At 66.9% G+C, this 26,888-nt stretch carries 22 protein-coding genes; 9 read left to right on the top strand and 13 right to left on the bottom strand.

What is annotated here, in order from left to right:
* Window positions 1–21 precede the first annotated feature (21 nt).
* On the bottom strand, window positions 22–597 hold the full coding sequence (locus G3545_RS27275; protein WP_170017440.1) for a TetR/AcrR family transcriptional regulator: 576 nt from the start codon (window positions 595–597) through the stop codon (window positions 22–24).
* Window positions 598–751: 154 nt separating this feature from the next.
* Here G3545_RS27275 and G3545_RS27270 point away from each other — a divergent pair, with 154 nt between their 5' ends.
* Window positions 752–1,240: a hypothetical protein gene (locus tag G3545_RS27270; RefSeq protein ID WP_170017439.1), complete on the top strand. Its 489-nt coding sequence runs from the start codon at window positions 752–754 to the stop codon at window positions 1,238–1,240.
* A 74-nt stretch (window positions 1,241–1,314) separates the two neighbouring features.
* Here the strand turns inward: G3545_RS27270 and G3545_RS27265 are convergent, their stop codons facing one another.
* The 3 genes from G3545_RS27265 to G3545_RS27255 all read right to left on the bottom strand — a co-directional run bounded on the left by G3545_RS27265 (window position 1,315) and on the right by G3545_RS27255 (window position 6,408).
* The gene (locus tag G3545_RS27265) at window positions 1,315–4,410 is read right to left on the bottom strand and encodes an efflux RND transporter permease subunit (RefSeq protein ID WP_170017438.1); all 3,096 of its coding nucleotides are present in this window, start codon (window positions 4,408–4,410) and stop codon (window positions 1,315–1,317) included.
* On the bottom strand, window positions 4,407–5,576 hold the full coding sequence (locus G3545_RS27260) for an efflux RND transporter periplasmic adaptor subunit (RefSeq protein ID WP_170017437.1): 1,170 nt from the start codon (window positions 5,574–5,576) through the stop codon (window positions 4,407–4,409). The genes G3545_RS27265 and G3545_RS27260 overlap by 4 nt, the downstream gene beginning before the upstream one ends.
* Window positions 5,577–5,661: 85 nt before the next feature.
* Window positions 5,662–6,408, bottom strand: coding sequence for a hypothetical protein (locus G3545_RS27255; protein ID WP_170017436.1), 747 nt, complete (start codon window positions 6,406–6,408; stop codon window positions 5,662–5,664).
* A gap of 215 nt (window positions 6,409–6,623) precedes the next feature.
* Between G3545_RS27255 and G3545_RS27250 the strand changes: the two genes are divergently transcribed.
* Window positions 6,624–7,370 (top strand): response regulator transcription factor, encoded by a 747-nt coding sequence (locus G3545_RS27250; RefSeq protein WP_170017435.1) that lies wholly within the window; start codon window positions 6,624–6,626, stop codon window positions 7,368–7,370.
* Window positions 7,367–8,647 carry an ATP-binding protein gene (locus G3545_RS27245; RefSeq protein ID WP_170017434.1) on the top strand — a complete coding sequence of 427 codons (1,281 nt, stop codon included), beginning with the start codon at window positions 7,367–7,369 and terminating at the stop codon, window positions 8,645–8,647. The genes G3545_RS27250 and G3545_RS27245 overlap by 4 nt, the downstream gene beginning before the upstream one ends.
* 21 nt (window positions 8,648–8,668) lie before the next feature.
* Here G3545_RS27245 and G3545_RS27240 read toward each other — a convergent pair whose 3' ends face one another.
* Both G3545_RS27240 and G3545_RS27235 read right to left on the bottom strand, forming a co-directional pair.
* Window positions 8,669–10,081 (bottom strand): TRAP transporter large permease subunit, encoded by a 1,413-nt coding sequence (locus tag G3545_RS27240; protein ID WP_170017433.1) that lies wholly within the window; start codon window positions 10,079–10,081, stop codon window positions 8,669–8,671.
* A 68-nt stretch (window positions 10,082–10,149) separates the two neighbouring features.
* Entirely contained in the window at window positions 10,150–10,689 is a 540-nt protein-coding gene (locus tag G3545_RS27235; RefSeq protein ID WP_170017432.1) for a TRAP transporter small permease subunit, read from the bottom strand.
* A 344-nt stretch (window positions 10,690–11,033) separates the two neighbouring features.
* On the opposite strand from G3545_RS27235, the gene G3545_RS27230 reads away from it, so the two are divergent.
* Both G3545_RS27230 and G3545_RS27225 read left to right on the top strand, forming a co-directional pair.
* Window positions 11,034–11,243, top strand: a complete 210-nt coding sequence (locus G3545_RS27230; RefSeq protein ID WP_170008859.1) for a hypothetical protein — start codon at window positions 11,034–11,036, stop codon at window positions 11,241–11,243.
* 121 nt (window positions 11,244–11,364) lie between these two features.
* On the top strand, window positions 11,365–11,889 hold the full coding sequence (locus G3545_RS27225) for a GNAT family N-acetyltransferase (protein ID WP_170017431.1): 525 nt from the start codon (window positions 11,365–11,367) through the stop codon (window positions 11,887–11,889).
* Window positions 11,890–11,895: 6 nt separating this feature from the next.
* On the opposite strand, the gene G3545_RS27220 is transcribed toward G3545_RS27225, so the two are convergent.
* Window positions 11,896–12,345 carry an opioid growth factor receptor-related protein gene (locus G3545_RS27220; RefSeq protein WP_170017430.1) on the bottom strand — a complete coding sequence of 150 codons (450 nt, stop codon included), beginning with the start codon at window positions 12,343–12,345 and terminating at the stop codon, window positions 11,896–11,898.
* A gap of 23 nt (window positions 12,346–12,368) precedes the next feature.
* Here G3545_RS27220 and G3545_RS27215 point away from each other — a divergent pair, with 23 nt between their 5' ends.
* A complete protein-coding gene (locus G3545_RS27215) occupies window positions 12,369–12,776 on the top strand; it encodes a hypothetical protein (protein ID WP_170017429.1) in 408 nt (135 codons plus the stop codon).
* Between the two features lie 47 nt (window positions 12,777–12,823).
* Here the strand turns inward: G3545_RS27215 and G3545_RS27210 are convergent, their stop codons facing one another.
* The 3 genes from G3545_RS27210 to G3545_RS27200 all read right to left on the bottom strand — a co-directional run bounded on the left by G3545_RS27210 (window position 12,824) and on the right by G3545_RS27200 (window position 15,631).
* Window positions 12,824–13,993 carry a mandelate racemase/muconate lactonizing enzyme family protein gene (locus tag G3545_RS27210; protein ID WP_170017428.1) on the bottom strand — a complete coding sequence of 390 codons (1,170 nt, stop codon included), beginning with the start codon at window positions 13,991–13,993 and terminating at the stop codon, window positions 12,824–12,826.
* Between the two features lie 13 nt (window positions 13,994–14,006).
* Window positions 14,007–14,684, bottom strand: coding sequence for an amino acid ABC transporter permease (locus G3545_RS27205; protein ID WP_170017427.1), 678 nt, complete (start codon window positions 14,682–14,684; stop codon window positions 14,007–14,009).
* 92 nt (window positions 14,685–14,776) lie between these two features.
* Window positions 14,777–15,631, bottom strand: a complete 855-nt coding sequence (locus G3545_RS27200) for a transporter substrate-binding domain-containing protein (protein ID WP_170017426.1) — start codon at window positions 15,629–15,631, stop codon at window positions 14,777–14,779.
* Between the two features lie 172 nt (window positions 15,632–15,803).
* On the opposite strand from G3545_RS27200, the gene G3545_RS27195 reads away from it, so the two are divergent.
* The 3 genes from G3545_RS27195 to G3545_RS27185 are packed head-to-tail and all read left to right on the top strand — an operon-like array spanning window position 15,804 to window position 18,527.
* Window positions 15,804–16,979, top strand: coding sequence for a mandelate racemase/muconate lactonizing enzyme family protein (locus tag G3545_RS27195; RefSeq protein ID WP_170017425.1), 1,176 nt, complete (start codon window positions 15,804–15,806; stop codon window positions 16,977–16,979).
* A gap of 1 nt (window position 16,980) precedes the next feature.
* On the top strand, window positions 16,981–17,772 hold the full coding sequence (locus tag G3545_RS27190) for a FadR/GntR family transcriptional regulator (RefSeq protein ID WP_246702584.1): 792 nt from the start codon (window positions 16,981–16,983) through the stop codon (window positions 17,770–17,772).
* The gene (locus G3545_RS27185) at window positions 17,769–18,527 is read left to right on the top strand and encodes an SDR family NAD(P)-dependent oxidoreductase (RefSeq protein ID WP_170017423.1); all 759 of its coding nucleotides are present in this window, start codon (window positions 17,769–17,771) and stop codon (window positions 18,525–18,527) included. The genes G3545_RS27190 and G3545_RS27185 overlap by 4 nt, the downstream gene beginning before the upstream one ends.
* Window positions 18,528–18,801: 274 nt before the next feature.
* Here the strand turns inward: G3545_RS27185 and G3545_RS27180 are convergent, their stop codons facing one another.
* The 3 genes from G3545_RS27180 to G3545_RS27170 form a co-directional block, all read right to left on the bottom strand.
* Window positions 18,802–23,091, bottom strand: a complete 4,290-nt coding sequence (locus tag G3545_RS27180; RefSeq protein ID WP_170017422.1) for a translocation/assembly module TamB domain-containing protein — start codon at window positions 23,089–23,091, stop codon at window positions 18,802–18,804.
* The gene (locus G3545_RS27175) at window positions 23,091–24,875 is read right to left on the bottom strand and encodes an autotransporter assembly complex family protein (RefSeq protein ID WP_246702583.1); all 1,785 of its coding nucleotides are present in this window, start codon (window positions 24,873–24,875) and stop codon (window positions 23,091–23,093) included. The genes G3545_RS27180 and G3545_RS27175 overlap by 1 nt, the downstream gene beginning before the upstream one ends.
* Before the next feature lie 453 nt (window positions 24,876–25,328).
* The gene (locus G3545_RS27170) at window positions 25,329–26,825 is read right to left on the bottom strand and encodes a PLP-dependent aminotransferase family protein (protein ID WP_246702582.1); all 1,497 of its coding nucleotides are present in this window, start codon (window positions 26,823–26,825) and stop codon (window positions 25,329–25,331) included.
* Window positions 26,826–26,888: the final 63 nt, after the last annotated feature.

The following is a 26,888-nucleotide window of genomic DNA, read 5'->3' as shown; positions in this document are numbered from 1 at the left end:
TCCATCCGAACGGAAAGGGCTCTAGGCCTTCGAGCGGGCGAGCGCGGCGCGCCCCGCCTCCAGCAATTCGTCCGAGAGTTTCGCATCATCGCTGACGCGCGCCAGCATCAAGGCGCCGACGAGCGTGGCGAAAGCCGCCATCGCCGCGCGGTCGCGCTCCTCGGCGCTGGCGCCCGGCATCAGCGGCGCGAGGAGGTCGAGTTGCCTGCGCAGCGCCGCAGTCACCCCGGCGCGGCCGGCGTCATTCTGGCGCGCCATGTCGGAGCCGAGCGCGGCAAACGCGCACCCGGCCTCGGGATGGTCGCGGTGGCTGGCGGAAAGATAGGTGTCCGCAATGGCGTCAAGCGCCGTGTCGGGCAAACCGCGGGCCAGCGCCTGCATACTCGGCAGCACGCCGGCGCTCGCCCGGCAGGTCGCTTGCGCGATCAGGTCGTCCTTGGAGGCGAAATGGCCGTAGAAGCCGCCATGGGTCAACCCGACCGCCTTCATGATATCGGCGACGCCGACGCCGTCATAGCCCTTCTGCCGGAACAGCTGCGCCGCAGCGTCCAGAATCCGCTCACGATTTTCAGCGAACTTCTCCCGACTGACACGCATGGGCCGCTACCTCAGTATGACTGGCCCATATATATGGTGGCTAACATCAAACATCGGTAGTGACGTACATATTGCATCCGCCTGGTGCATGATCCTCGGCACGGTGTTCCGAGGGGGCGCGCCGGGAAGTTCAGGAAGCTGGGAGCGTTTCGACATGTTTGATCCAACTACCCTTACGGGGTTTCACACCTGGTTGAGCATCATCGCCATCATCACCGGCATCATCGCCGTCGCCGGCCTCGTCGGCAGCAGCGTCAAGTCGTTCTGGACCGAGGTGTTCCTGCTCACCGCGGTGCTCACCAGCGTCACTGGGTATTTCTTCCCGTTCCACGGGGTGCTGCCCTCGCACATCGTCGGTGCCATCGCCCTCGTGGTGCTCGCCATCGGGCTCTACGCGCTCTATGGCAGCCATCTCGCCGGCGCCGCGCGCTGGATCTATGCGGTCTGTGCCGTCATCAGCCTTTATCTCCTGGTCTTCGTCGCCGTCGCGCAGGCGTTCCTGAAAGTGCCCTCGCTGCACGCCTTGGCGCCGACCGGCGGCGAGCCGCCCTTCGCCATCGCCCAGGGCGTGGTGCTGCTGCTGTTCGTGCTGATCGGCTTCGCTGCCGTGCGCAAGTTCCGGCCGGCCGCGCTCGCGGCCTGATCCGCGCGGGAAGATCGGAGGCCGCCCCGTGACGGGAAACACGGGGTGGCTGATCCGGGGGATCGGACTGGCGTTCATTCGACCGCCGCAGTCGGCGTTCGCTCGCTGGCGACGAGACGCCCGAGGATTGCCCCGAGGATCGACGAGAGGTCGTCGACGATGCTGAAGATGGCCGGCACATAGAGCAAGCTCAGCACGGTCGAGCTCATCAGGCCCCCGATCACGGCGATCGCCATCGGCGCGCGGGTCTCGGCATCGGCGCCATAGCCGAGCGCAATCGGCAACATTCCGGCCACCATGGCGATCGTCGTCATGACGATCGGCCGGGCGCGCTTGCGGGCGGCGTCGATCAGTGCCGGCGAACGCGCGAGGCCGGAGCCGGTTCGCGCGGCGATGGCGTACTCGACGAGCAGGATCGAGTTCTTCGCCGCGATGCCCATCAGCATCAGAATGCCGATCAGGGCCGACATCGAGAATGAATGGCCGCTGAGCAGCAGCAAGCCCAGCGCGCCGCCGACGGACAGCGGCAACGCCGTAAGGATGGTCAGGGGCTGCAGGAAATCACGGAACAGCAGCACCAGCACGAGGTACATCAGCACGATGCCGGAGCCGATGGCGAGCCCGAAGCTGGAGAACAGCTCCTGCATCCGCTCGACGTCGCCGGCCGCGCGCTTACTCACCCCCTTCGGCAGGTGCTTCATCGTCGGCAGTGCGTCGATCAGGGTGTCGGCCTCGCCGACGGTCACGCCGATCAGCTCCGCCTCGATGGACGCGGTCCGGCTGCGATCGAGCCGGGTGATCTCGCTCGGCCCGGAGCCGAAGCCGATATCGGCGACGGAAGAGAGCGGCACGGTGATGGTTCCGTTCGTCACCGGAAGGCTGGCGAGCCGTGCGAGATCGTTGCGGGCGCTTTCCTCAAGCATGACGCGGATGGCGATCTGGCGGTCCGCGAGATCGAATTTCGGCAGCTTGCTGTCGGCGTCGCCCACCGTGGCGATATCGGCGGTCTCGGCCAATGTGGCGGTGGTGATGCCAAGGGCTGCGGCCTTGTCCGGCTTGGGCGTGATGTGCACTTCGGGCTGGGTGAGGCTCGATGTGGAGGCCGGATTGGCCAGCCCTTTGAGGCCGCGCATGTCGCGCAGCAGGCTGTCCACCGCGCGCGACAGCGCGGCCGGGTCGTCGCTCACCAGTGCCACCTCGATCTTGGCGCCGGATTGCCGGTCTGCACCGAACTGTACCCGCGCGCCGGGGATCGAGCGCAACTCCGGCCCGGCCTTCGCTTCCAACTGCTGTTGCGAGAGCTCGCGTTCGGATCTCGGTTTCAGGGTGACGGTGAGTGTCGCCGAGCGCACCTCGCCGCTCGACGAGGCCGCGCCAGGTCCCGATGAGGTCTCGGTGCCGATGGCGACATAGACGCTGGCGACCTCGGGGTGGGTGTGCAGGATGCCGGTGGCGCGCAGCACCGCCTTGTCGGTGTCGTCGAGCGTCGCGCCGGGCGGCAGTTCGATCGAGAGCGACGAGCGGCCGCGATCGGCCGCCGGCATGAAGTCGGTGGGGATCAGCGGGATGAGGCTGACCGAGGCGGCGAAGAAGGCGAGGCCGAGCGCCAGCGTGATCCAGCGATGCCGCAGCGCCGCGCCGAGCACGCGCAGATAGGCCGGCACCCAGAAGGGCTCGTCCTCTTCATGCCCGGCCGCCTTCATGAGATAGGCGCCCATCAGCGGGGTGAGCATGCGCGCGACCAGCAGCGAGAACAGCACCGAGCCGCAGACCGCGATGGCGAAGGCACGGAAGAACTGGCCCGGAATACCGGCCATGAAGGCGACCGGCCCGAACACCGCGACGATGGTCAAGGTGGTGGCGACGACGGCAAGGCCGATCTCGTCGGCGGCCTCGATCGCCGCCTGATAGGCGGACTTGCCCGACTGGCGCATGTGCCGGACGATATTCTCGATCTCGACGATGGCGTCATCGACCAGGATCCCGACCACCAGTGCGATGGCGAGCAGCGTAATGTTGTTCAGCGACTGGTCGAGCAACTGCATCAGCGCGAAGGTCGGGATCAGCGAAAGCGGCAGGGCAGCCGAGGAGATCAGCGTTGCCCGCCAGTCGCGCAGGAACAGCCACACCACGAACACCGCCAGAAGCGCGCCGAGCCACAATGCCTCCATCGCGGCGTCGAAGCCTTCCTCCACCCAATCGGTCGAGGAGGTTACCTCGGTGATGGCGACGCCGGGATGGGCGGCAGCGAGTGCCGTCACCCTGGCGCGGGCGGCGTGGGCGACGTCGACCTCGCTCGAGCCGACGCTGCGATAGACGCTGAAGCCGATCACCTCCCGCCCGTCGAGGCGCGCGCGCTGGCGCGGCTCGGCCCAGCTGCTCTCCACGCGGCCAAGCTCGGACAACCGCACCACGCGGCCGTCGGCGAGCGGGATGGCGGTCGAGGCCAGCTCATCGAGGCTCGTCATGCTGCCGAGCGTACGCACTGTCTGCTCGCCGCTGCCGAGCGTGGTTCGTCCGCCGGGCTGGTCGAGATTGAGCGTCTTGAGCTTCTGCGACACCTCGCTTGCCGTGGCGCCGAGCGCGAGCAGGCGATCCGCGTCGAGGCGCACCCGTATCTCCTTGTCGACGCCGCCGGCGCGCGAGATCTTCGAGACGCCTTTCGCCGACAGCACCGCCTTGGCGACGTCATTGTCGACGAACCAACTCACTTCGTCGGGCGTCATGGCGGGCGCGTCGACGACGAAGGTGAGGATGGCGTTGTCGGTGTTGTCCAGCCGCTGCACGATCGGCTCGTCCACATCCGCCGGCAGGTCGCCGGTGATGGCGGAGACCGCGTTACGCACATCATTGGTGGCGCGATCGACATCGACCCCCATGGCGAACTCGACCGTGATGGTCGCCGCGCCCTCGGTCAAAGTGGTCCTTGTGTGCTCCACATTGCCGAGGCCGGCGACGGCATCCTCGACGATGCGCGCGACCTGCGTCTCCAGTTCGCTGGGCGCTGCCCCGAGCTGCGTCACGGTGACTATGATGGTCGGGATGTCCATATCCGGCGTGTTGTTCTGGCGCAGCTTGCCGTAGCCCACGAGGCCGGCCAGCGTCAGCACGATGAACAGCACGAGGGTCGGGACCGGATTGCGGATCGACCAGGAGGAGATTCCGTTCACTGCGCAGCGACCTCCTGCACCGCGACCGATTGCTCTGAGGCCTGCCGCGGCCCGGCACTCGCCCGCGCCGCCGCGGTCCCGACCTGCACCTTGTCGCCGTCATTGAGGAAGGCGGCGCCTTCGCTGACGATCCTCTCGTTCTCGGCGAGCCCGGAGGTGATCTCGACCAGATCGTCCATCTGCCGGCCGGTGACGACGGGGCTGAGCGCGACGCTCGCATCCGTCTGCACGACGAAGACGCCCGCACCGCCGGTACGCCAGACCAGCGCCTGTCGCGGCACGGCAAGCGCGATCCGCGGCTCGGTCTCGATCTCGACCCGGACGAACATGCCGGGCTTGAGGCCGCTATCCGACGGCAGGTCGATCCGGACGATACCGAGCCGCGACGTCGCATCCACGCTCGGCGCGAGCTCGCGCACCGTACCGGTGAGGCTGCGCCCGGCCGGGTCGGTGACGCGCACATCGTCCCCGGCGCGCGCCGCGAGCAGTTCGGCCTCCGCCACCGAGGCAGCGACCTCCAGGCGCGAGCGCTGGACCATCCGCACCAGTTCGGCGCCGGTCGACACCACCTGGCCGAGGCTGACGGAGCGCTTGAGCACATAGCCATCATCGGGCGCGAGGATGCGGGTGCGCGCAAGCTGGACCTTGAGCTGATCCAGCACCGCCTTGGCAGCGGCGAGCTTCGCCTCGGTGGTCTTCACCGCGGTGGCGCGCTCGTCGGCGGTCTGCTGGCTGATGGCCTTGGTGGTCACCAGCTTCTCGGCGCGGTCGAGCTCGAGCCGCGCGGATGCGAGATTGGCCGCGGCCTCGTCGATCAGCGCATTCTGTTCGGCGATCTCGGCGTTGAGCGCGGCATCGTTCAGGCGCACCAGCAGATCGCCCTTGCCGACATGCTGGCCCTCCTCGACTGCGATCTCGGCGACGGCGAGCCCGCTCGCCTCCGAGCCGATCACCAATTCGCGCCAGGGCGAAACGCTGCCGCTGGCGAGGATGTGGTTCCGTACCGTCTGCCGCTCGACGGTGGCGACGGCGACGGTCAGCGCGGCACGTGGTTCGGTTGCCGCCTGGTCCGCGGTTTCGCCGCGCGTGCATGCGCAGACGAGGATGCAGGCAAGCAGCAGGAGCGGCCGGCCCGCCGGCCGGCGAATTCGTACGGGAAGAATCATGTTGATGCTTTGCGATGAGGGGGCAGGCAAAGGGCAAGCGGGCGCGCCGAGGAGCGCAAGGCGCGCCCGCCCCCGGGAGCGACGGTCAGGGGGGCGTGGAGTGACCGGCTCCCGGCCCCCCCGGTCCCGCGGGACCGAAGGAAGCAGGATGGAAGAACGGCGGCGGCCCGAACGGGCGCGGCGGCAGCAGCGGGCCGGCGGCCTTCAGGCGATCCAGCTGTTCGGACGAAAGCTTGCCGCGCAGCGTCTCGACCGCCGCGGCGAGCTTGAAGGCCTGCTGGCCCTGCTCGGCGACGCGGTGCGCCATCGCCCAGGATTGGGTGAGCGCGTCCATCGGTTCGCCCTGCACGTCCGGCGTCGGCCGGACGGGCGGGCGAACCACGGACTGCAATGCGTCGGTATATGCGCGCCAGGCGTCGAGCTGGTCGGCATTGATGCCGATGAAGGTCTCGATCGCGCTGAGACGCGAGGCGAGCATGAGCGGGCCGGGAGGCGGTCCCGGCGGGAAAGGCCGGTCACTTCCCGGTCCAGGCTGCCCAAATCCCGGCATTGCACTGAGCGGCGGGCCGCGGCGATCGTCCGGATTGCTGCCCGAATCCCTGCCGCCCGAACCTTGGCCGCCGAAGTCCTGGCCGCCGAAGTTCTTGCCGCCCCCCTCGTGCTCGCAGGTGAAAGATCCGGGAGGAGGCGCGCAGGGCGAGACCTCGGCGATCCGGACCACTTCCGCGCGATCCGTCATCTTCGCGCCGTCCTGGCGGTCTGCGGCATTGCTGGCGGTGACGACGATCGCGCCGACCGCCGACGCCACCAGGGTGATGAGGGCAAGTTTCAACTCCAACTCCTGTGTCCGTTGTCGAACGCCAGCACTGTGGAGCGGCTCGGTTTCCCCCGAAGGTCTGGGTGTTTCCGCGCATTGCCGGCGCGGGCATTTTTGTTTCCCAACATTGCCGCGGCGCCCGCGGAAACACTGAGTTGCCATTCTTTTCGGCGAGAGCCGGCAACACTCGCTAGGGAAATCCTATCGAGACCCTGTTCAGGAAAGCTCCATTGGAGAACAGTCCGCATATCCTCGTGGTCGATGACGACCAGGAAATCCGCAAGCTGCTCGGCCGCTATCTCCAGGGCCAGGGCTTCCGGGTGTCTCTCGCCGAGGATGGGCGCAGCGCGGAAAGCTGTCTCGCCGACGGCCGCATCGACTTCGTCGTGCTCGACCTGATGCTGCCGGATGTCTCCGGCCTCGATCTGTGCCGCTCGCTCAGGGCGCGCTCGCGCGTGCCGATCATCCTGCTGACGGCGCTGAAGGAGGATGTCGACCGCATCATCGGGCTCGAGGTCGGCGCCGACGACTATCTCGGCAAGCCGTTCAATCCGCGCGAACTCGTGGCACGCATACGCGCCGTATTGCGCCGCACCTCGGCGCTGGAGAGCCCGAGCGTCCCGCCGCAGCAGAGCTTTCGTTTCGGCGGCTTCACGGCGACACCCGCGACGCGGCGCGTGGTGAATGCGGAAGGGACCGAGGTGCCGCTGACCGCGGCCGAGTTCGACCTGCTCCTGGCATTCGTAGAGCGGCCGGGGCGGATGCTGTCGCGCGACCAGTTGCTCGATATCACCCAGGGCCGGAATGCGGCGGCATTCGACCGCTCGATCGACGTGTTGATGAGCCGGCTGCGGCGCAAGCTCGGCGACTCCGGCAACTTCCAGATGTTCAAGACGCTGCGCAATGGCGGCTATCAGCTCGCCGTCGAGGTCGAGACCGGCGAGGCTCCCTCCAGCCGCGCGGGCGGTACGCCATGAACACGCTGCGCGCCAAGCTCACCGCCCTGCTGGTGGCAGCAATCCTGCTGGTCGTGCTGCTGGCAACGGGCCTGACGTTCCTGCTGATATCGCCGCCGCGCTTCGAGGCCGCCGAGGACGCCACCGCGAGCCAGTTCGCCTTGATCGTGGACCTGATCGCGAGCCGACCGGAGGCCGCTGCCGTCGCGAGCGGCGACTTCATCGGCGTGAAGGCGGCGGCGGCCGGCGGACCGGTCGCGCAGGGCCCGACACGGGGCATGAATGCCGCCCTCAGACGCAAGGGTCGCAGCGAGCAGGTGATCGTGAGCGATCCACCCGGCGCGCGCTCTCCGGTGATCTCCGCCCGGCTCGGCGACGGCCGCTGGCTGCTGATGCCGATGTCGATGGCGCCACCTCCGGACAATCGCGGATGGGCGCTGGCGGGATGGATGCTGATCTTCGCCCTGGGCACGACGGCGGTCATGGTGGTCGCGGTCCGCCGCCTGACGGAGCCGCTCGCGCTGCTGGAGCGCACCGTCGCCGCCATCGGCCCGGACGGCGAGCTGGCGCCGCTGCCCGAGCAGGGCCCGACCGAGGTGCGTGCCGCGGCGCGCGCGGTCAATCTGCTGTCGTCACGTCTCAAGACCGCGATGGAGAGCCGGATCCGCCTCGTCGCCGCCGCCGGCCACGACCTGCGCACGCCGATGACCCGGATGCGGCTGCGCGCCGAATTCCTCGACGACCATGAGCGCGATACCTGGATCGCCGATCTCGACGAACTCGACCGCATCGCCGACAGCGCTATCCGGCTGGTGCGCGAAGAGGTCGAGGATTCCTCCCGCAGCCCGATCCGGCTGGACCATCTGGTCCGCGACGTGACGGACGAGATCGGGGAGATCGGCATGAAAGCCGCCCTCACCTCCCATTCCCCGGTGACCGTGCTGTGCCGCCCGCTGTCGCTGAAGCGGGCGATACGCAACCTCGTCATCAATGCAGCGACACACGGCCGCGAAGCCACGGTCCGCGTTGCGACCGAGGGGGGCCGTGCGGTGGTCGTCATCGAGGATCGCGGCCCGGGAATTCCGCAGGAACTGCTGGCCCGCGTGTTCGAACCGTTCTTCCGGGTCGAGGCCGCCCGCGGCGCGCCGATCCCGGGCGCGGGCCTCGGCCTTGCCATCGCGCACGAGATCGTTTCCCGCAATGGCGGCTCGCTCACCCTGCGCAACCGGGCCGAAGGCGGATTGGAGCAGTGGGTAACGTTTCCGATCGCGGCCGACCGGCCGGCGGCACCGATCTGACGATCGGCCGTCCGCCGTCGATCAGAACTTCGGCGGCCCCATGTCGAGCGGTGCGGAATCCATTTGCGGGATGTTGAGTTCGATGGTCGAGGGGTCGACGCCGGAACCGGCGCTGATCCAGTAGGTGACCGATTCCGGCCACATGATCACCACCACCACCAATATCAGTTGCATCGCCAGCCACGGGATCGCGCCCCAATAGATCTGCGAGGTGCGGATCGAGGGCGGAGCGATACCGCGCAGATAGAACAGCGCGAAGCCGAACGGCGGATGCATGAACGCGGTCTGCATGTTCACGCACAGCAGCACGCCGAGCCAGATCAGATTGATATCGAGCTTCACCGCCACCGGCACGATCAGCGGGATGATGATGAAGGCGATCTCGAAGAAATCAAGGAAGAAGGCGATGAAGAACACGAACACATTGACGAAGATCAGGAATCCGAGGCGCCCGCCGGGCAGCTGGGAAAGCAGGTGCTCGATCCAGCGCGAGCCGTCCATGCCCTGGAACACCAGGCTGAACACGGTGGCGCCGATGAGGATGAAAACCACCATGGCGGTGAGCCGCATGGTCGAGGCCATGGCCTGGCGCACCAGCGTCCAGCTCAGGCGCCGATGCAGCGCGGCGAGCACCAGGGCGCCGACGGCGCCCATGGCGCCGGCTTCGGTCGGAGTGGCGAGGCCCATGGCCAGCGTGCCGAGCACCAGGGCGATCAGCACGATGGAGGGGATCATGCCCCACAGCACCTGGCGGATCAGCGGCCAGCCCACCTCCCCGATCGCCTCCGGCGGCAGCGGCGGCATGGTCTGCGGCTTGATCAGCGACAGGATGAACACATAGATCAGGAACAGCAGCACCTGCAGGATCGAGGGGCCGATGGCGCCGAGATACATGTCGCCCACCGGCTTGCCGAGTTGCTCGGCGAGCACGATCAGCACCAGCGACGGCGGGATCAGCTGGGTGATGGTGCCGGACGCGGCGATGACGCCGGTGGCGAGCTTCTGGTCATAGCCGTAGCGCATCATCACCGGCAGCGAGATCACGCCCATGGCGATCACCGAGGCCGCCACCGTGCCGGTTATGGCACCGAGGATGGCGCCGACGATGATCACAGCATAAGCAAGGCCGCCCGGCACCTTGCCGAACAGCTTGCCGGTGCCTTCCAGCAGGTCTTCCGCCAGCCCGCAGCGCTCGAGTATGGCGCCCATGAAGGTGAAGAACGGGATCGCCAGCAACAGGTCGTTGGAGATGATGCCGTAGAAGCGCAGCGGCAGCGCCTGCAGGAAGCTCGGGTGGAAATGGTCGGTCAATATGCCGAGCGTGCCGAAGAACAGCCCCACCGCGATCAGCGAGAAGGCAACCGGAAAGCCGATCAGCATGAAGCAGATCATGCCGCCGAACATCAGCGGGGGCATTACGCCGTGGGAGAACATGCCGGGGCTCGCAATTGGCGGGAAAGGGGGCGGGGCGGAGCGGCGGAGCGCCTATTGCGGCGGGGCACCTATTGCAGGGGCTTTTCGTAGTCGGTCTCGACGGTGATATCGCCGTGCAGTGCCGCAACGCGCTTGATCAGCTCGGAGATGCCCTGGATGGCGAGCAGCCCGAAACCGAGCGGCAGCAGCAGCTTGGCCGGCCATAGGATCAACCCGCCGGCATTCTGCGACACCTCGTCGGAGACGAAGGCCTGCCAGAAGAACGGCCAGCTCAACAGCGTCAGATAGATGCCAGCCGGGATCAGGATCAGCACGAAGCCGAGCGTGTCGACCCACAGCCGCCCGCGCGGCGAGAGCATCATATAGACGAGGTCGACGCGGACATGCTCGTTCATCTTCAGCGTATAGGGCGCCCCGAGCAGCACCACGGCGCCGAACAAATACCACTGGATTTCGAGCAATCCGTTGGTGCTGAAGCTGAGCAGATAGCGCACCGTGGCATTGCCGGCACTGATCAGGCAGGCGGCCAGCACGCAATAGTCCGCGACACGGCCAAATCGTTCGTTCAGCCAGTCGACAGTCCGGCTGAAGGCGAGCAGCGCGCCCATCTCCGACATCCCCTCGGTTTCGCTTTTGTCAGTTCTTCATTGGGCCGTTGCATCGGCCGAATTGATGGCACCGATCAAGATAGACGATCGTCTCACCCAATTTAAAGCCCTTGAAGCACGATGGCTGAACGGGCGAAGCCTTTTCCTTGCGACACCCCGCTCCCACTTAAGGAAAGCGATCAGGAACGATGAATCCGGATCGGCAAGGTGCGGATTCATCATGATCCGGCGATGCGGCACAACATGCCGTTACGTCCTCAGGTGGGTCCAAATCTGTGGAAACATCCGATCCGCGCTGCGTTGGCGGCCGGGTATCGACAGCAAGGTATCGACAGGAGGCCAGCATGTCCCCGGCAGGATCCGATCCGGAAAAGCCGACGACACTCCCGACGCCGGTCGATCCCGATCCGCGCGGCAAGCAGGAGGAGGCCCGCCGCACCGACGAGCCCTCGCCGCCGACCGAGCAGGCGATCGACGAGGCGCTGGAGGAAAGCTTTCCGGCCAGCGACCCGCCGGCCTTTACCGCCGTCACAGGAGTGGCGCGGGGCAAGTGAGCGGCAGGTCGCGGATCTGACCGAACCATGTGCCAGGCAATGATGCTTGCCGCGGCGACGGTAAAATCCCTATCCTTCGCGCGGTATTCGGACGCGCCGCTCTGCGGCAGAGCGAGGGCGTATGATTGTTTCCCCGCGTATCGAGACGCCTCGCCTCCTCCTGCGGCGCCATGAGCTACGAGATTTCGAGCCCTACACCGTGATGTGGGCCGACCCCGGGGTGGTGCGCCATATTGGCGGCATGAGCTTCACCCGCGAGCAGTCCTGGACGCGCTTCATGCGCCAGGCCGGCATCTGGCATTTCATGGGCTTCGGCTTCTTCGCCATCGAGGAAAAGGCCACCGGCGCCTTCATCGGCGAGGCCGGCTTCCACGAATTGCGCCGCGACCTGTCGCCCTCCATCGAAGGCACGCTGGAGACCGGCTGGGCCTTCGTGCCGCACGCACAAGGCAAGGGCTATGCGACCGAAGCGGTGGGCGCTGCGCTGGATTGGGCGGCGTCCGCCTTCGCCGCGATGAAGGCGACCTGCCTCATCGAGCCGGACAACATCGCCTCGCAACGGGTCGCCGCCAAGCTCGGCTTCCACGAATTCGCGCGCACGCTCTATCACGGCCGCAAGACGGTGCTGTTCGAGCGCCCGCTGTGAGGCGGATCACGCCTCGCTCCAGTAGCGCCGCGAGGTCGGGCTGACCTGGGAGTCCTCGGCTTCGGATAGTATCGCCGCCTTGAAGGCATCGGCCGGTCCGTCGCCGGCGAGCAGGCGCAGGCTCTTGATGATGCGGGTGATGCGCAGGTGGTTGTGGTCGAAGGGCTGCTTCCACTGCGCCGTCGCGCGATAGAAGCGCAGCATGCGCTCCGTCGCATCCCGGAGCCGCAATTGCACGGTGGCGAAATTGCGCAGGACCAGGATGTCGCTGCCGGTCAGTACCGGCGAGGACGGCACCGCCTGGCTCGGCTCATCGAGCGGGAACAGCCACTGGATGAAATCATGGCGTCCTTCGAGGCCCACATCGTCCATCGCCAGCACCTCCTCGAAACTGCGTCCGGCCGCATCGCGCCCGTCTCCGGAGAGGAACTGGACGATCGCAGATTGAGCTTCCATCGACGAAGTCATCGAGCGTTTCCTTGTCGCTCCGGAGCCCTTTCCGTTCGGATGAAACGATCCGAACGATAAAAAAGTTCTCTGGATTCAACAGGCTGGGGCATTTTTTTGAGCGCAAAAGTCACTCAACTTTTGCGGAGGATGCTCTAGAGCATTTCCCGATCAGATGGAATCATCTGATCGAAGAGGAATTGCTCCAGTCTATTGAATCTAGAGCACTCATCTGTCGTTCGAATCGTTCCATCCGAACGGAAAGGGCTCTAGTCCTGCATCCGCGTGGCGAGCCGGATCGAGCTCAGCACCACGATGATCGCAAACACACCGAACATGAACGCTTCCATTACCGCTTCCCGTATCCCTGGATGCTTTCCGATACGCAGGAAGATACCGGCTACGTCATAAAAACAGCCGAACATTCATATCAAATTTGAAGTTCTTCCAGCAATATCCTGTTTACCATGACGCCGGGCGGGACGATTCAAGCCGGCGCGAAAAGCCTCGACGCATCCGTCGTGTAGCGGGCGACAGCGGCGGCATCGAGCGCGACGCCGAGACCGGGGCGCCGCGGGATCTTAAGGAAGCCTTCACCATCAACCTCGAACGGCTCGGCGACGATGCCGTCGAGATAAGGGCTGCCGCCGATGAACTCGACGAGGTCGCAGTGCGGCATGGCGCTCGCGAGCTGGAGGTCGGCGGCAAGGCCAAGCGCGGTGTTCCAGCCATGGCCGACATACTTGACGCCGAACTCGTCGGCCATCCAGGCGATGCGCCTCTGCTCGCTGATGCCGCCGACCTTGGTCACGTCCGGCTGCACGATGTCGAGCGCGCCGCGCGCCAGCCATGGCAGGAAGGCCTGGCGCCGCGTCAGCACCTCGCCGCCGGCGATCGGCACCGGGCTCGCCCGGCGCAGCGTGCAGAAATCGTCGATCGCGTCGGGACGCAGCGCTTCCTCGAACCAGCCGACCTGATAGTCTTTCAGCATCTGCGCAGTGTTGAGGGCCCATTTCAGCCCTTGCGGCCAATGCGCGTCGCTGGCGCCGGCATCGACGAAGAGCTGGGCGCCCTCGCCTGCCGCCTCGCGGGCTGCACGCACGATCGCCTCGTCGAGCTTGGCGTCGTCGCGCCGGCCGAACGGGCCCCAGCCGATCTTGAAGGCGCGGAAGCCGCGATCGCGATGGGCGGCGATCACCTCGCCCATGAGTTCGGGCTCTTCCATCAGCAGCGAGCAATAGGGCTTCACCCGGGTGCGGTAGGTGCCGCCGAGGAGCCGGCCTACCGGCTGGCCGAGCGCTTGGCCGAGGATGTCCCACAGCGCGATGTCGATGCCGCTGATGGCGTGGGTCAGGCTGCCGCCGCGTCCCATCCAGAAGGTGTTCTGGTGGAGCTTCTCGGTGACGCGCTCCGGCTCCAGCGCATTCTCGCCGCGCCACAGCGGCTCCAGCACGTTCAGCGCCGCCTCGACCAGCCGCCCGTCGGCGAACACGCTGCCGAGGCCGGTGATGCCCTCCTCCGTGTGCACCGCGATCAGCGCGTGAATGGAATCCTCGGGGCGGATTTCCGCCGACCAGCCGCCTTTCGGGCTCTCGCCGAACAGTGGTGCGGCGACGATGGAGCGGATGGTGACTTTTGGAAGGGTGACGTCCGGCATGATGAGGCCCTGCTTATTTTCTGTCCGGCGCCGACCAGCCGCGCTGCGACCAGCGCTCCAGGCGCCGGACCAGGAGCGCGGCGGGATAGCCGACGGAGAAATAGAGGATGGCGGTGACGGTGTAGACGGTGAAGTACTGGTAGTTGCGCGCCGCGATGATCTGGCCGGAGAACATCAGCTCCTGCACCGTGACCACGGAGGCGAGCGCGGTGTCCTTGAACAGCGCGATCAGATAATTGCCGAGCGCCGGCAGCACGATGCGGAAGGCCTGCGGGAACACCACCTTGATGAAGATGATCCCCGGCTTCAGCCCGAGGCTGCGCGCCGCCTCATACTGGCTCTTCGGCACCGCCTGGATGCCGGAGCGGTACACTTCGCTCATGAAGGCGGAATAATTGATGGTGAGGCCGATGATCGCCGCGGTCACCGGCTCCAGGCGGATGCCCGCGCTCGGCAGCACGTAATAGATGTAGATGAGCTGCAGGATCAGCGGCGTGGCACGGATGAACTCGACATAGAAGTCGGACGGCCAGCGGATCCATTTCTTGTCCGACAGCCGCGCCAGCGCGATCGGAATCGCCAGCGCGCCGGCAAGCAGGATGACGACCACCGTGAGGAAGGTCGTCATGGCGAGGCCTTCCAGGAAGACCCAGCCATATTCGTGGACGACGGAGAGATCGAGCAGGTTCATGGAGCAGGACGCCGGAAGTTGCGGGGTCGTGCAGCAAGGTTACCCTGCCGCACGGCCGGGCGCGCTCCCGGCGTTATCGCAAGCCGCTCGGATCAGAGCGGGAAGAAGAACATGTTGCGGTTGGTGAGGCCGTACTTCTTCAGGATCGCGCTGGCCTGGCCGTTGCCGCGCACTTCGGCGAGGCCTTGCGTGAAGGCGGCGCGCAGCGAGCAGTCCTCCTTGCGCAGCGCGTAGCGAGCATAGCCATAGCCATACTTGAAGATCAGTTCCTCCGGGATCGCGACATTGGCCACGATCTCGATCGGGCTGGAGGTGTTCGCCTTCATGTATTCGATGACCTTGACGTCATCTTCCAGGATGGCGTCGACGCGGCCGGTGCTGATGGCGGCGAACTCTTCGGCATCGGTCTGGAACGCGGTCACCGCGACGCCGATCTTGCGCAGATATTCGTCGGCAGCCGAGCCGGCGATGGCGCCGACCTTCTTGCCCTTCAGCGTGTCGAACGAGGTGATGGTGCCGGGATTGCCCTTGGCGACCACGATGGCCGGGCCATACCACCAGGCCGGGCCGGTGAAGGACACCGCCTTCAGGCGGTCGGGCGTGACATGGATGTTCGCCGCGACCACGTCGATGCGCTTCGCCAGCAAGGCCGGGATGAGCTGGCCGAACGGCATGACCTCATATTTGAACTTGGTGATGCCGGCCCATTTCAGCGCCGCTTCCACCAGTTCGACATCGAGGCCCGAGGCCTTCTTGGTCGAGGGGTCGAGCGAGGAATAGGGCGGCGACGGAGAGAAGCCCAGCGTGATGCCGTCGGACTTCGCCTTGGCCAGCGAGGGGTCGCCGCAATTGTCGAACAGCGGCGGGGCTTCGAACTGGAATTCCTGCGCCATCGCGGTGGCGCCGGTGACGGCGACGAAGAGTGCCGTCAGCACGGTCTTCAACATTGCTCTCTCCTCTGTCCGGAACGGCCGGCTTTCCGCCGGCACTGTCTTGTTTAAAAGTATGACTTCTTGCCGAAGGCCTGTCCAGAGGTTTAGGGTGCATGCGAATGGAGATGCATAAAAATATGATTTATATGCACACCGCGAACGCGGCGCAGGGTTGGATGGGGACGTCATGAGGATCGAGGCGGTCGATTTCTTCTATCTGGCCATGCCGGAGATCACGACGGACGCCGATGGCAGCCAGGACGCGCTGCTGGTGCGGGTGCGCGCCGGTGGTCATGAGGGCTTCGGCGAGTGCGAGGCTTCGCCCCTCACCTCGATCGCCGCCTTCGTCGCGCCGATGTCGCACGGGATCTGCCGGCCGGTCGGGGCTTCGGTGCTCGGCCAGACCATCGACGGTCCCGAGGATATCGCCCGCATCGCCAGCCTGGTGGAGCGCGACAGCATGGACCTGCTGCAGGCCGCGCACACCTGGTCGGGCGTCGAGATGGCGCTGTGGGACCTCATCGGCAAAGCCCGCGGCGAGCCGGTCTGGCGGCTGCTCGGCTATCCCACGGCGTTTCCCAAGACCCCCTACGCCTCGCTGCTGTTCGGCAATGATGCGCAGCAGACGCTGGAGCGGGCTCGCGACGCCATCGCCCAAGGCTTCCGTGCCGCCAAGTTCGGCTGGGCCGATTTCGGCGCCACCACGCTCGATCGCGACGTCGACCATCTCGCCGCCGCTCGCGAAGGTCTGGGGCCGGACGGCATGCTGCTGGTCGATGTCGGGCAGATCTGGGTGGAGGATGTCGAGCGCGCCGCGCTGCGCCTGCCGGCGCTGGAAACCTTCGGTGCGCTCTGGCTGGAGGAGCCGTTCCTCGCCAGTGCCTATGAGGCCTATGGCGAACTCGCCAGGCGCAGCACCAAGGTGCGGCTTGCGGGCGGCGAAGGCGCGCATAATTTCCACATGGCACGCCACCTCATCGATTATGGCGGCATCGGCTATGTGCAGATCGACTGCGGACGCATCGGCGGCATCGGGCCGGCCAAGCGTGTCGCCGACTATGCAACCCGCCGTGGCGTGACCTATGTGAACCACACCTTCACCTCCCATCTGGCGCTTTCCGCCTCGCTGCAACCGTTTGCAGGGCTGCAGGCGGATCACATCTGCGAATATCCTGCCGCTCCACGCGTGCTTTGCGTGGATATGACAACCAACCATCTGCATCCCGACGCGAACGGTGAGATCATGCTGTCCGAGGCGCCCGGCCTCGGCATGGAGGTGAACCTGCCGGCGCTCGGCCGTTATCTGGTCGATGCGGAGATCAAGATTGGTGGACAAACCCTCTACGCCACGCCGGCGCTCTGAAGTGACAGACGCCGCCGACGAGGTCAGCGACGCGCGTCCGGTCGCGGTGCGCCCCTCGGGCTACCGCATCAGCGGCTTGCAAGGCCGCGTCATCACCGCGCTCGGGCGTGCCATCGTCTCCGGCCGCTTCGCGCCCGGCGAATTGCTGCCGCGCGAAGCGGAGCTGATGGCGGAATTCTCGGCGAGCCGCCCGTCGTTCCGCGAAGCCTTGAAGGTGCTGGCCGCCAAGGGCCTCGTCGAGATGCGCCAGAAGGTCGGCACGAGGGTGCGCCCGCGCGACCTGTGGAACATGTTCGACAGCGACGTGCTGGCCTGGCACCTCGGCACCGGTGATGCCGGCTCCGCGCTCGGCGACACCATGCTGCGCGATCTGATCGAGCTGCGGCAGGTGATCGAGCCGTCTGCCGCGCGCTTTGCCGCCGGCCGCGCCACGATGGACGATCTGCGCCGCATGCGCACCGCGCTCCAGGCCATGGAGGCGGCCGCCGGCGGCGACCTGGCCGCCTATGCCAAGGCCGATGTCGCCTTCCACATCGCGGTGTTCTCGGCCTCGCACAATGCGCTGCTGGCGCGCTTCGCCCATCTGGTGGCTGACTTTCTCCAGCTCAGCTTCTCGATCCAGCAGCAGGCGCTGAACGAGCGCGACAACCGCATCGAGGACGATGTCGGCCAGCACCGGGTGGTGTTCGCCGCCATCAATCGCGGCGACGGCGAAGCGGCGGCGCAAGCCATGCTCGACGTCATATTGAACGGCAAGAATTCGCTGCTTGCCGCAATCGAGGAACGCTCATGAGCAAGAACAGGATCGATCTCTCCTCCCGTGTCGCCATCGTCACCGGCGGCGCCCGCGGCATTGGCTATGCGGCAGCCCAGCGCCTGCTGCAATCCGGGGCGGCGGTGGCGCTTTGGGACGTCGATGCGGTTCGCCTGGTCGAGGCGCGCGCCTTGCTCGCCGGCTTCGGCGAGGTGAGCACCCACACTGTGGAACTCACCGACGAATTCTCGGTCGAAGCGGCAACACGGGCGACCGAGGCCGCGCATGGCCGCATCGACATCCTCGTCAACAATGCCGGCATCACTGGCGGCAATGCCCGCACCTGGGAGTTGGAGCCCGATGTGTGGCGCCGGGTCATCGAGGTGAACCTCGTCGGCCCCTATCTCACCAGCCGGGCGGTGGTGCCGCGTCTGATTGCCAATGGCTGGGGGCGGATCGTCAATGTCGCCTCCATCGCCGGCAAGGAGGGCAATCCCAACGCCTCGCATTACTCGGCGTCGAAAGCCGGGCTGATCGGCCTCACCAAGTCGCTCGCCAAGGAATTGGCGACCTCCAACGTGCTGGTGAACTGCATCACCCCGGCGGCGGCGAACACCGAGATGTTCGCGCAGATGGCGCAGAGCCACATCGACTTCATGCTGTCGAAGATCCCGATGGGCCGCTTCCTCGAAGTCGACGAGGCCGCCGCGCTCATCGCCTGGCTGTCGTCGGAGGAGTGCTCCTTCTCGACGGGCGCGGTGTTCGACATTTCGGGCGGGCGCGCGGTTTATTGAGGAGGTTGAATTCCAGGACCGCGTCATCCTGAGGTGCCCGGCGTGAGCCGGGCCTCGAAGGATGCCCGTTCCCGATGGCCGTCTTCTGTTCAGCATCCTTCGAGGCCGCTGCGCGGCACCTCAGGATGACGTGGCTAGAGCATTTCCCGATCAGATGGAATCATCTGATCGAAGAGGAATTGCTCCAGCCTATAGAATCTAGAGCACTCATCTGTCGTTCGGATGGTTCCATCCGAACGGAAAGGGCTCTAAGCCAAGCTCCTATGCCCGGCCCTCAATAATCCCACTGCGCGCCGACGCCGACCTCGGCGCTGCCGTCGGCGCCGGTGGCGCCTTGCAGGCGGATATTCTTGGTGATGTCGACATCGACCGTCACCTGGCTGGAGTTCGGCGTCGTGCCCTGCTTCACGCCGAGATACATCTTGTCGTTCAGCCGCTTGCCGATGCCGACCTGGCCGCCGGTGCCGGCAGCGTTGGTGCCGACATCGAGGCTGTCGACGCCGAGCGAGCGGCGCATCTTGTCCATCACGCCCGGGCCGCCGCCGGAGAATTGCGCGATGGTCTGCGCCACCTGCACCGCCTGCCCGGCCGTGAGCGAGCCGGCGGAGCGGCCGAACATCAGGCGTGCCAGCACCTCGTCCTGCGGCAGGGTCGGCGTCGAGGTGAAGGTGATGTCCGGCTTCGAGGCCGGCCCGGTCACCAGGATCTGCGCGGTGATGTCGTTCGCCGTGGTCTCGGCGACGAAGTCGAGCTCGGGATCGGTGGTGCCGGTGAAGGTGATCTTGCCGCGGGTGAAGTTCAGCCGCTTGCCGAGGACGTCGAAATTGCCGCGCTTCATCTCGAAGCCGCCATTCGTCACCGGCGAGCCGCTGGTGCCGGAGACCTTGATGTCGCCGCCAAGCTCGGCCTCCAGCCCCATGCCGCGCACGAAGACATTGTTCGGCGCCGAGACCACGAGGTCGAGCGGCATGCCGGCATCGGGCTTCGGCGCGGCGCGCGCGGCCGGCGCCTGAGGCTTGCCGCCGCGGGCCGCAGTGCCGGGGGCGCTGCCATTGACGTGACGCACATTCAAGGCATCGCCGCCGCCCGGCAGCTTGTCGGGAATATTGACGTCGAGGTTCTTGACGGTCAGCCGCCCGGTGAGACGCGGATTATTGGCGAAGGCGCCCTCCACCGCGAGCTTGCCCTCGCCGACGAAGCGCATCAGCTCGCTATTGACGAGGCCGGCATTGGTGAGATCGACGTCGATCTTGCCGGGAAAGCCCGCCGCCGGATCGAGCGCGACATTGCCGCGGGCGGTGAGCCCGCCGCCGTTCGGGGTCTTGGCCGAGAGTGAGGTGAGCGTCACCGAGCGCTCGGTGCCGGTGACCAAGCCTTCGATATTGCTGAGGCTGATGCCGTTCACGCTGTCGTCGAAGCGGGCACCGCTGAGGCGCACCGTGCCGCCGGCGCGCGGCGCGGCCGGCGTGCCCTTCACCGTGGCATCGATGGTGGCATTGCCGCCGACCCGGGAGCCGGAGGTCGCGAGCAGCGGGTTGGCGACGGCAAGATCGAGCGCGCCCTTGATGGCAAGGTCGAGCTCGCCGGCGCTGATCGGCGCCGAGCCGGTGATGGTGACGCCGGAGATGAATGGCCCGGATATGCTTGCGCGGGTGTCGACCCGCCCGCCGGAGAGTTGGCCCTCGGCCTTGATGTCGAGCGGGCCGACACCGTTCTTGGCGAGGTCCGGGGTCGAGACCTTGGCGATCGCGAGATTGTAATTGCCGGCCGGCGCCTTGGCCGGGCCGGATATCTTTGCCGAGCCGCTGAGCGTGCCGGCAAGCCCGAGGCCTGGCGCCGCCAGATCGGCCAGCGACAGCGGCAGGGCGCGCAGATCGACATCGAGATCGAGCGTCTCGCCGGCGCGACCGGAGACGGTGGCGCCGCCGCCCTTGGTCGCCAGCGTCAGCTTGTCGATAGTCACCGTGCTGCCGGACACGGTGAAGTTCGCCGGCGCCGAGGTGGCGAGGCTCGCCGTGCCGCGCGCCACGTTCAGCCGGTCGAGGCGGAACAGCATGTCCTTGCCCTGCTGGCTGAGCTGGCCGGCAGCGGCGATGGTCGCGCCGTTCACCGTGGCATCGAGCTTGAGCGCGGTGCCGGACGTGCCGCCATCGGCATTCAGCGTCGCCTTCGGGATATCGACGCCGCCGGCCTTCACGCCGGAGAGCTGCACATTGCCGTCCAGCATCGGGATGCCCGCTGGATCGATCACCGTGGCGTCGATGCGCGCGCTGTCGACCACCTGCCCCGCCGCCAGCACCTTGTCGGCGTCGGCCTTGACCACCACGCGCTGCTTGCCCTGGACGGCGTCGAGACTCATGTCAGCATTCAGCTTGCCGGCCATCTGGGTAAGCGCCAGCGCCGAGAGATCGCCGAGGTTGCCGGCGGCGATGGTCAGCTTGCCGGTTGCGATGCTGTTGGCATTGAGGGCGATGTCGCCCTTGGCGGTGACCGAGCCGATGGCGAGCGCCAGCCCCTTGAGCTGCTTTGCCCCTTCCGCCAGCGTCGCGAAGGCGCCGGAGCCGGTGGCCGGCTTGCCGGCGATCTTGCCGTCCAACTTGAAGGACGCGGCCGGCTTGCCGGTGATGTCGCTGGCGACGAGGTCAAGGCTGAGCTTTTCGATCGGCTGCTTCATCGCCGTTCCCGAGGGAATCGAGAGCCGCGCCTTGAGGCCGAGATCGTCAAGGCTGCCGGAGAAGGCGGCATCGCCGCTCAGCGCGCCGGACACCTTCGGATCGATCTTCGCGAGATCGGAGAGCGCCAGCTTGGCCTTGAGGTCGGCCGTGGTCTTCGAAAGTGTGCCGTTCGCCGTCACGGTGAGGCCGTCGGCGGCAAGGTTCAACCCATCGATCCGGATCGCGCTCTCGCCGTCGCGGGCGAGCGCACCGGCGAGTGTCGTCGCTTTGCCGAATAGTCCGTCCACCGCGCCGATACCGGTCGAAATCCCCTGCGTGCCGCCTTTGATATCGAGCTTGGCGTGGGAGAAGTCGCCGCTGGCATCGACCGTGACGTCGAACGCCGCGGTGCCGCCGAGCGGCCGGCCGGCGAGCGGGCTCAGCGCGGCGAGATCGAGCTTTTCGAGGTGCAGCGTGCCGGCGATGTTGTCCGGATTGGCATTGCCGGCAAAGCGCGCGGTCAGTGCGGAAAGCTCGGCGGTCAGGGCGGTGAGCGTGACTGGCCCGGTGGCGGGCTTGGCGCCGGTGATGGTGAAGGTCGCACTCTGCCCGAGGGCGCTCGCGACCTTCGGATCGCCCGCGGTGAGCCCCTGCGCCTTGCCGGTCACATTGAGTGCGAGGTTCTGCACGCTGTCGGGAACGGTGGTGGCGTTCACCACCAGTGAGCCGGCGCCATAGCCAGCGCCCTTCAGGCCCTGGCCGGTGATTTTCGCCGCCACGCTTGGGGCGGCCACCGCGCCCTTCACGGTGCCTTCAATCGCCAGCGAGGCCCATGTGACGCCCGGCGCCAGCGCCGAGAAGCGCGCCGCTTCGCCGACATTCACGCCGAAGGCGAGATCGGCGCTCATCGCCTGCGTGTCGAACGAACCCTTGGCGCCGGCGCCAAAGCCGGACGCGCGGGCGGTCAGCGTCTCGATACCGACCTTTGTTTCCGCATCCACCGTCGCGGTCCCGGCGAGTTCGGTGCGCCCCTCGAAGAGCGGCGCGATCTTGGCCGGCAGCAGCTTCGCCACGTCGGCATCGATGGCGAAGGTGATGCGGCGGCCATTCTCGATGGCACGCACGCCGGCGGCGCCGCTGATGCGAGCGGCATTTCCGGCGGAGACATCGAGATGGGCGTCGAAGGCGTCGAGCGGGCCGCTGCCCTTCAGCGTTGCCAGCAGCGCCGGCAGGCCGTCCATGCCGGCGGCCCGCGCCACCAGCCCGCCGGCCGGTTCCTGCGCGGTGACGTCGACATCGAGGCCGCCGGTCTCCGGAGCATAATGCAGCTTGCCGGTGACGCTGCCGGGCGAATCCTTGCGCTGCAGGTCGAAATCGGCGGAGAGGCCGCGCTCCAGCGCCAGCAATTCGGCGGAAGCCGTGAGCGACAGCACCGCCTCATGGCCCAGCACCGGCTCGGCGATATCGACCTCGTCGAGTGCGAAGCGGCCGATCCGCACCGGCAGCATGAAGCTGCCGCCGCTGCCTTCGCTCTTCGGCGCCTCGGCGGCGGGCGGCAATTGCGGCTTGCGCATCACCGCAACAAGGACGGCGCCGGCATCCTCGATATTGAGCGTGCCGGTCAGCAGCGCCAACGGGCTCCAGCTGAGGCGGATGCCCTGAACTTCAGCGAACGGGCCATCGGCATCGGACAGCCGCACGCTGTCCACGCTCATGTCGGAGGGGATGAAGCCGCCAATGCCGGAGATCTCGATCCGCATGCCCTCGCTTGAGGCGAGCGAGGAGCCGATGGAGGCCAGCATCGCCTTGCCCGGCGGGGTCTGGATGGCGAGGAACACGACGACCAGCAGCGCGAGGATGCCGAGCAGCGCCCGCCCAAACCATTTGCCGATGCGCCCCGCTATGCCCATCAGAATGCCTGCCCCAGGCTGACATAGACCCCGTAAGAGCCGTCATCGGGTCCGGGATTGAGCGGCACTGCGAAATCGACACGCAGCGGCCCGATGGCGGTGTAGTAGCGCAGCCCGATGCCGGCCGAATATTTCAGGCTGTCGAAGTCGGGAATCTCGGACGAGAAGGCCGAGCCCATGTCGAAGAACGGCACCACGCCGATGGTGTCGGTGATCTTGATGCGCAGCTCGGCTGAGGCCTCGAAATAGGAGAGGCCGCCGATGATGTCGCCATTGGCATCGCGCGGGCTGGCCGCCTGATAATCATAGCCGCGCACCGAGCCGCCGCCGCCGGCATAGAAGCGCCGCTGCGGCGGCACGTCAAAGAGACTGGCGCCGAATATGCTGCCGGCACTCACGCGGCCAGCGAGGATATAGCGCTTGTCCTCGTCGAGCGCGCGATAGGTGGCGAACGTGCCCTTCATCATCACCGGCCCGGCCCCGCTCTGGCCGAGATAGGCGAAGGGCTCCACGGTCGCCGCGGCTCGTATGCCCTGCGTCGGGTCGAGCGCGTTGTCGGTGGTGTCGTAGGCAATATCGATCGGCACGCCGGCGACGAAATCGTCGCGCGTGCCGGTGGTGTCCTCGACCTGCGCCTGCTCGAAATCGAGCCCGACCTGCACCGAGAGCGTGTCGTCGAAGCGGTGGCGGATGCCGACCAGCGCGGTCACGCCTTCGCGCACATAGGCATTGGTGACTTCACGCAGGATGGCGGCATTGGCGATGAGATCGTCCTGCGCCGTATAGATGCCGGGCTTCACGAAGCTGGCGGCGAGCTTGTAGCCGAACGGATCTGCGTCCGGCACCGCCTCGGGCTTCTGGCCGAACCAGGAGACGGTGGCATCGAGGCGCAGCGTCTCGCCGCCGCCGAACAAATTGCGGTGGCCCCAGAAGCCGTTCAGCGAGGAGCCGTCGGTGCTGGAATATTTCGCAGCGAAGCCGATATAGCGCTGCTCGCGCGGCGTCACCTCGATATAGACCGGCACCCTGCCCTCGCGGTCGAGCTGCTCGCCCTCGCGGATGCGCACGCTGGCAATGGCCTGGTAGCCGAGCAGGCGTTTGCGCAGCCGGGTGAGCCTCTCGGGCGAATAGGGCGTGCCCGGCGGGATCTCGATGCGGTCCTCGATGAAGCCCGGCGTGAGGAAGTCGGCGCCGGAGACGGTGAAACGGCCGAAGGTGGCGACCGGACCCGGCTCGACCAGCAGCGTGACATTGAGCTTCTTCGCGGCGTGGTCGGCGACGACGTCCTTGTCGGCGATGCGCGCGAAGGGGTGGCCCTGGTCGCGCCAGAAATCGACCAGGATCGCCTCGGCGCGCACCACATTGTCGGCCAGCGCCGGCTGGCCGGGTTCCAAGCCCAGCTTGCGCAGGCTCGGCCCGTCCGGGATCGGACGGCGGGCGCGGGCATCGAGGATGCGGACGTCGCCGAAGGTGAAGGCGGGGCCGGGATCGACATCGACCCGCACCGGCACCGGGCCGCGCTTGCGCGCCGCCTCGACGATGTCGAAAATGTTGGGCGCATCCGGTGCATTGCCGGCAATGGCCATGCGGATATTGCCGCCGTAATAGCCCTGGGAATAGAGCGCAGCGGTGATGCGCTCATAATCCGAGAGCGCGCGGCGGATCAGCCCGGCGGCGCCGGAGGGCGCGCGATCCTTAAGCGATTCGAGGTTCGAAGCGTCGGTCACGGCGCTCTTCACCGAGCTGTCGCCGCCCTTCACTTCGATCGTCACGGTATAGGGCACGGCGTCGATGGCCGGCGCCTCGCGGCCTGCCGCACGATTCGGATTGAAGAAATCGGCTATAGAATCGAAGAAATTTGGTTCGTCGGCACGAGCGGGTGCGACCGTAAGGATTAAGGCCGCAGCACCGAGCAGTGCGGAACGCGAATAGTACCGTCCGCTATGCCCAAATGACGCCAACATTCACGCCCGACACCAACAAAGACCTTGCCCGGTTAAGGCGGAAATGCGGTCTGAATATGATCATCTGTGGATGACCTGAGTGTCGGTGAAATTACAGGGCGATGGTAAAGATTACCTTTCGATTCAAATTTGAATCAAATGCGGTGCTCTTCGTGAGCATCCTTCGAGGCTCGCTGCGCTCGCACCTCAGGATGACGTGGCGCTATAGATGGACGTCATCCTGAGGTGCCCGGCGAAGCCGGGCCTCGAAGGATGCTCAAGCCGAACTCACTCTCACGCCCTCATCGCCATCAGCACCGAGCGCAGCCGCCCGATCCCCTCGTCGATCTGCTCCGTCGTGAAGGCGCTGAAGCCGAGCGTCACCCGGTCGTCGACATCGGTCTCGCGCGCCAGCGAGGAGATCGGCATGACCTCCAGCCCGCGCTCGGCCGCCGCCTTGGAGAGCGCCCGCCCGCTCAGGCCCGGTGCTAGGCGGGCGATCACCTCCATGCCGGTGTCGGTCGGCGTCACGGTAAGCCATTCGCCCAGCCGCCCCTCCACCGCACAGAGCAGATGCGCCTGGCGCTGCGAATAGAGCTTGCGCATCTTGCGCACATGGCTGGCGAAGTGGCCCTCGGTCATGAAGCGGGCGACCAGCACCTGTTCGAGGATCGGCGAATAACGCCCGACCACGGTGCGCGCCGAGACGAACGCCTCGATCAGCGTGGTCGGCACGATGGCGAAGCCGAGCCGGAGCGCCGGGAACAGCGTCTTGCTGAAGGTGCCGAGATAGATCACCCGCGCGCCGCGATCGATGCCGTAGAGCGAGGGCAGCGGCCGGCCGGAATAGCGGAACTCGCTGTCGTAATCGTCCTCGAGGATCCAGCTATTGGTCCGGTTGGCCCAGTCGACCAGCTGATGGCGACGCTCCAGCGACAGCGCCATGCCGAGCGGGAACTGCTTGGAAGGCGAGACATAGGCCAGGCGCGCGCCCGGCGTCTTGCGCTCGGCCATGGCGATATCGAGCCCCTCCTCGTCGACCGGCACCGGCACCGGCACGCCACCGGTCGCGATCACCGAGGCGTAGACGCCGTCATAGCCGGGGTCCTCGCACACCACCTCGTCGCCCGGCATCAGCAGCAGGCGGCAGGCAAGGTCCACCGCCTGCTGCGCGCCGGCGAAGATGATGACGTTGGCCGCGGTGCAGGCGATACCGCGGCCGAGCGCGACATGCTCGGCAATGGCTTCGCGCAGCGGGCCGTAGCCCTGCGGATCGCCCTCCCCCATCAGATGATTGGCGGTGTCGGCATCGAGCCGGCGATAGAGATCGGCGGCGAGCTTGGCCCACAGATGCACCGGGAAGGCATCGAGCGCCGGGAAGTTCGAGCGGAACGGCACCGGCCGGCGCATATAGCGCAGCGTCGCCGGCACATTGGCGAGGCCGCCGCCAATGTCGAAGGCGCGCTCCAGACTACCGGCGGCGCGGATCGCCGGATTGATGCGCGGCGCTTCCTTCTCGACCAGCTCGGCCGGCGGCTCGCGCGAGACATAGGTGCCTGAGCCGGACAGGCCCTCAAGATAGCCCTCGGCGGTGAGTTGCTCGAAGGCCAGCATGATGGTGTTGCGCGAGACGCCGAGCGCCTGCGCGAGGTCGCGGGTCGAGGGCAGCCGCTCGCCCGGCTTGATCGCGCCGCCAATGATGCCGGCGGCGAGACCATCATAGATCTGCCGGTAGAGCGGGGCGTCCGGCCGACGTTCGAGGTTGAGAGCCAGCGCGTCGAGCAGCAGCACGTGATGACTCCACAGATGGCTAACGCCCCTGAGGATGCACGCAATTGCCGTGCCATACGAGTG

This window comes from Starkeya sp. ORNL1 (assembly GCF_012971745.1).
Lineage (GTDB): Bacteria > Pseudomonadota > Alphaproteobacteria > Rhizobiales > Xanthobacteraceae > Ancylobacter.
This window is presented reverse-complemented; position numbering and strand designations above follow the sequence as displayed.

Coding starts and splice junctions, on each gene's coding strand:
- G3545_RS27230 (WP_170008859.1), top strand. CDS start 11,034: ATGTCCCCGGCAGGATCCGATCCGGAAAAGCCGACGACACTCCCGACG.
- G3545_RS27195 (WP_170017425.1), top strand. CDS start 15,804: ATGAGGATCGAGGCGGTCGATTTCTTCTATCTGGCCATGCCGGAGATC.
- G3545_RS27185 (WP_170017423.1), top strand. CDS start 17,769: ATGAGCAAGAACAGGATCGATCTCTCCTCCCGTGTCGCCATCGTCACC.
- G3545_RS27275 (WP_170017440.1), bottom strand. CDS start 597: ATGCGTGTCAGTCGGGAGAAGTTCGCTGAAAATCGTGAGCGGATTCTG.
- G3545_RS27235 (WP_170017432.1), bottom strand. CDS start 10,689: ATGGGCGCGCTGCTCGCCTTCAGCCGGACTGTCGACTGGCTGAACGAA.
- G3545_RS27180 (WP_170017422.1), bottom strand. CDS start 23,091: ATGGGCATAGCGGGGCGCATCGGCAAATGGTTTGGGCGGGCGCTGCTC.
- G3545_RS27205 (WP_170017427.1), bottom strand. CDS start 14,684: ATGAACCTGCTCGATCTCTCCGTCGTCCACGAATATGGCTGGGTCTTC.
- G3545_RS27220 (WP_170017430.1), bottom strand. CDS start 12,345: ATGGAAGCTCAATCTGCGATCGTCCAGTTCCTCTCCGGAGACGGGCGC.
- G3545_RS27270 (WP_170017439.1), top strand. CDS start 752: ATGTTTGATCCAACTACCCTTACGGGGTTTCACACCTGGTTGAGCATC.
- G3545_RS27200 (WP_170017426.1), bottom strand. CDS start 15,631: ATGTTGAAGACCGTGCTGACGGCACTCTTCGTCGCCGTCACCGGCGCC.
- G3545_RS27245 (WP_170017434.1), top strand. CDS start 7,367: ATGAACACGCTGCGCGCCAAGCTCACCGCCCTGCTGGTGGCAGCAATC.
- G3545_RS27240 (WP_170017433.1), bottom strand. CDS start 10,081: ATGTTCTCCCACGGCGTAATGCCCCCGCTGATGTTCGGCGGCATGATC.
- G3545_RS27260 (WP_170017437.1), bottom strand. CDS start 5,576: ATGATTCTTCCCGTACGAATTCGCCGGCCGGCGGGCCGGCCGCTCCTG.
- G3545_RS27210 (WP_170017428.1), bottom strand. CDS start 13,993: ATGCCGGACGTCACCCTTCCAAAAGTCACCATCCGCTCCATCGTCGCC.
- G3545_RS27225 (WP_170017431.1), top strand. CDS start 11,365: ATGATTGTTTCCCCGCGTATCGAGACGCCTCGCCTCCTCCTGCGGCGC.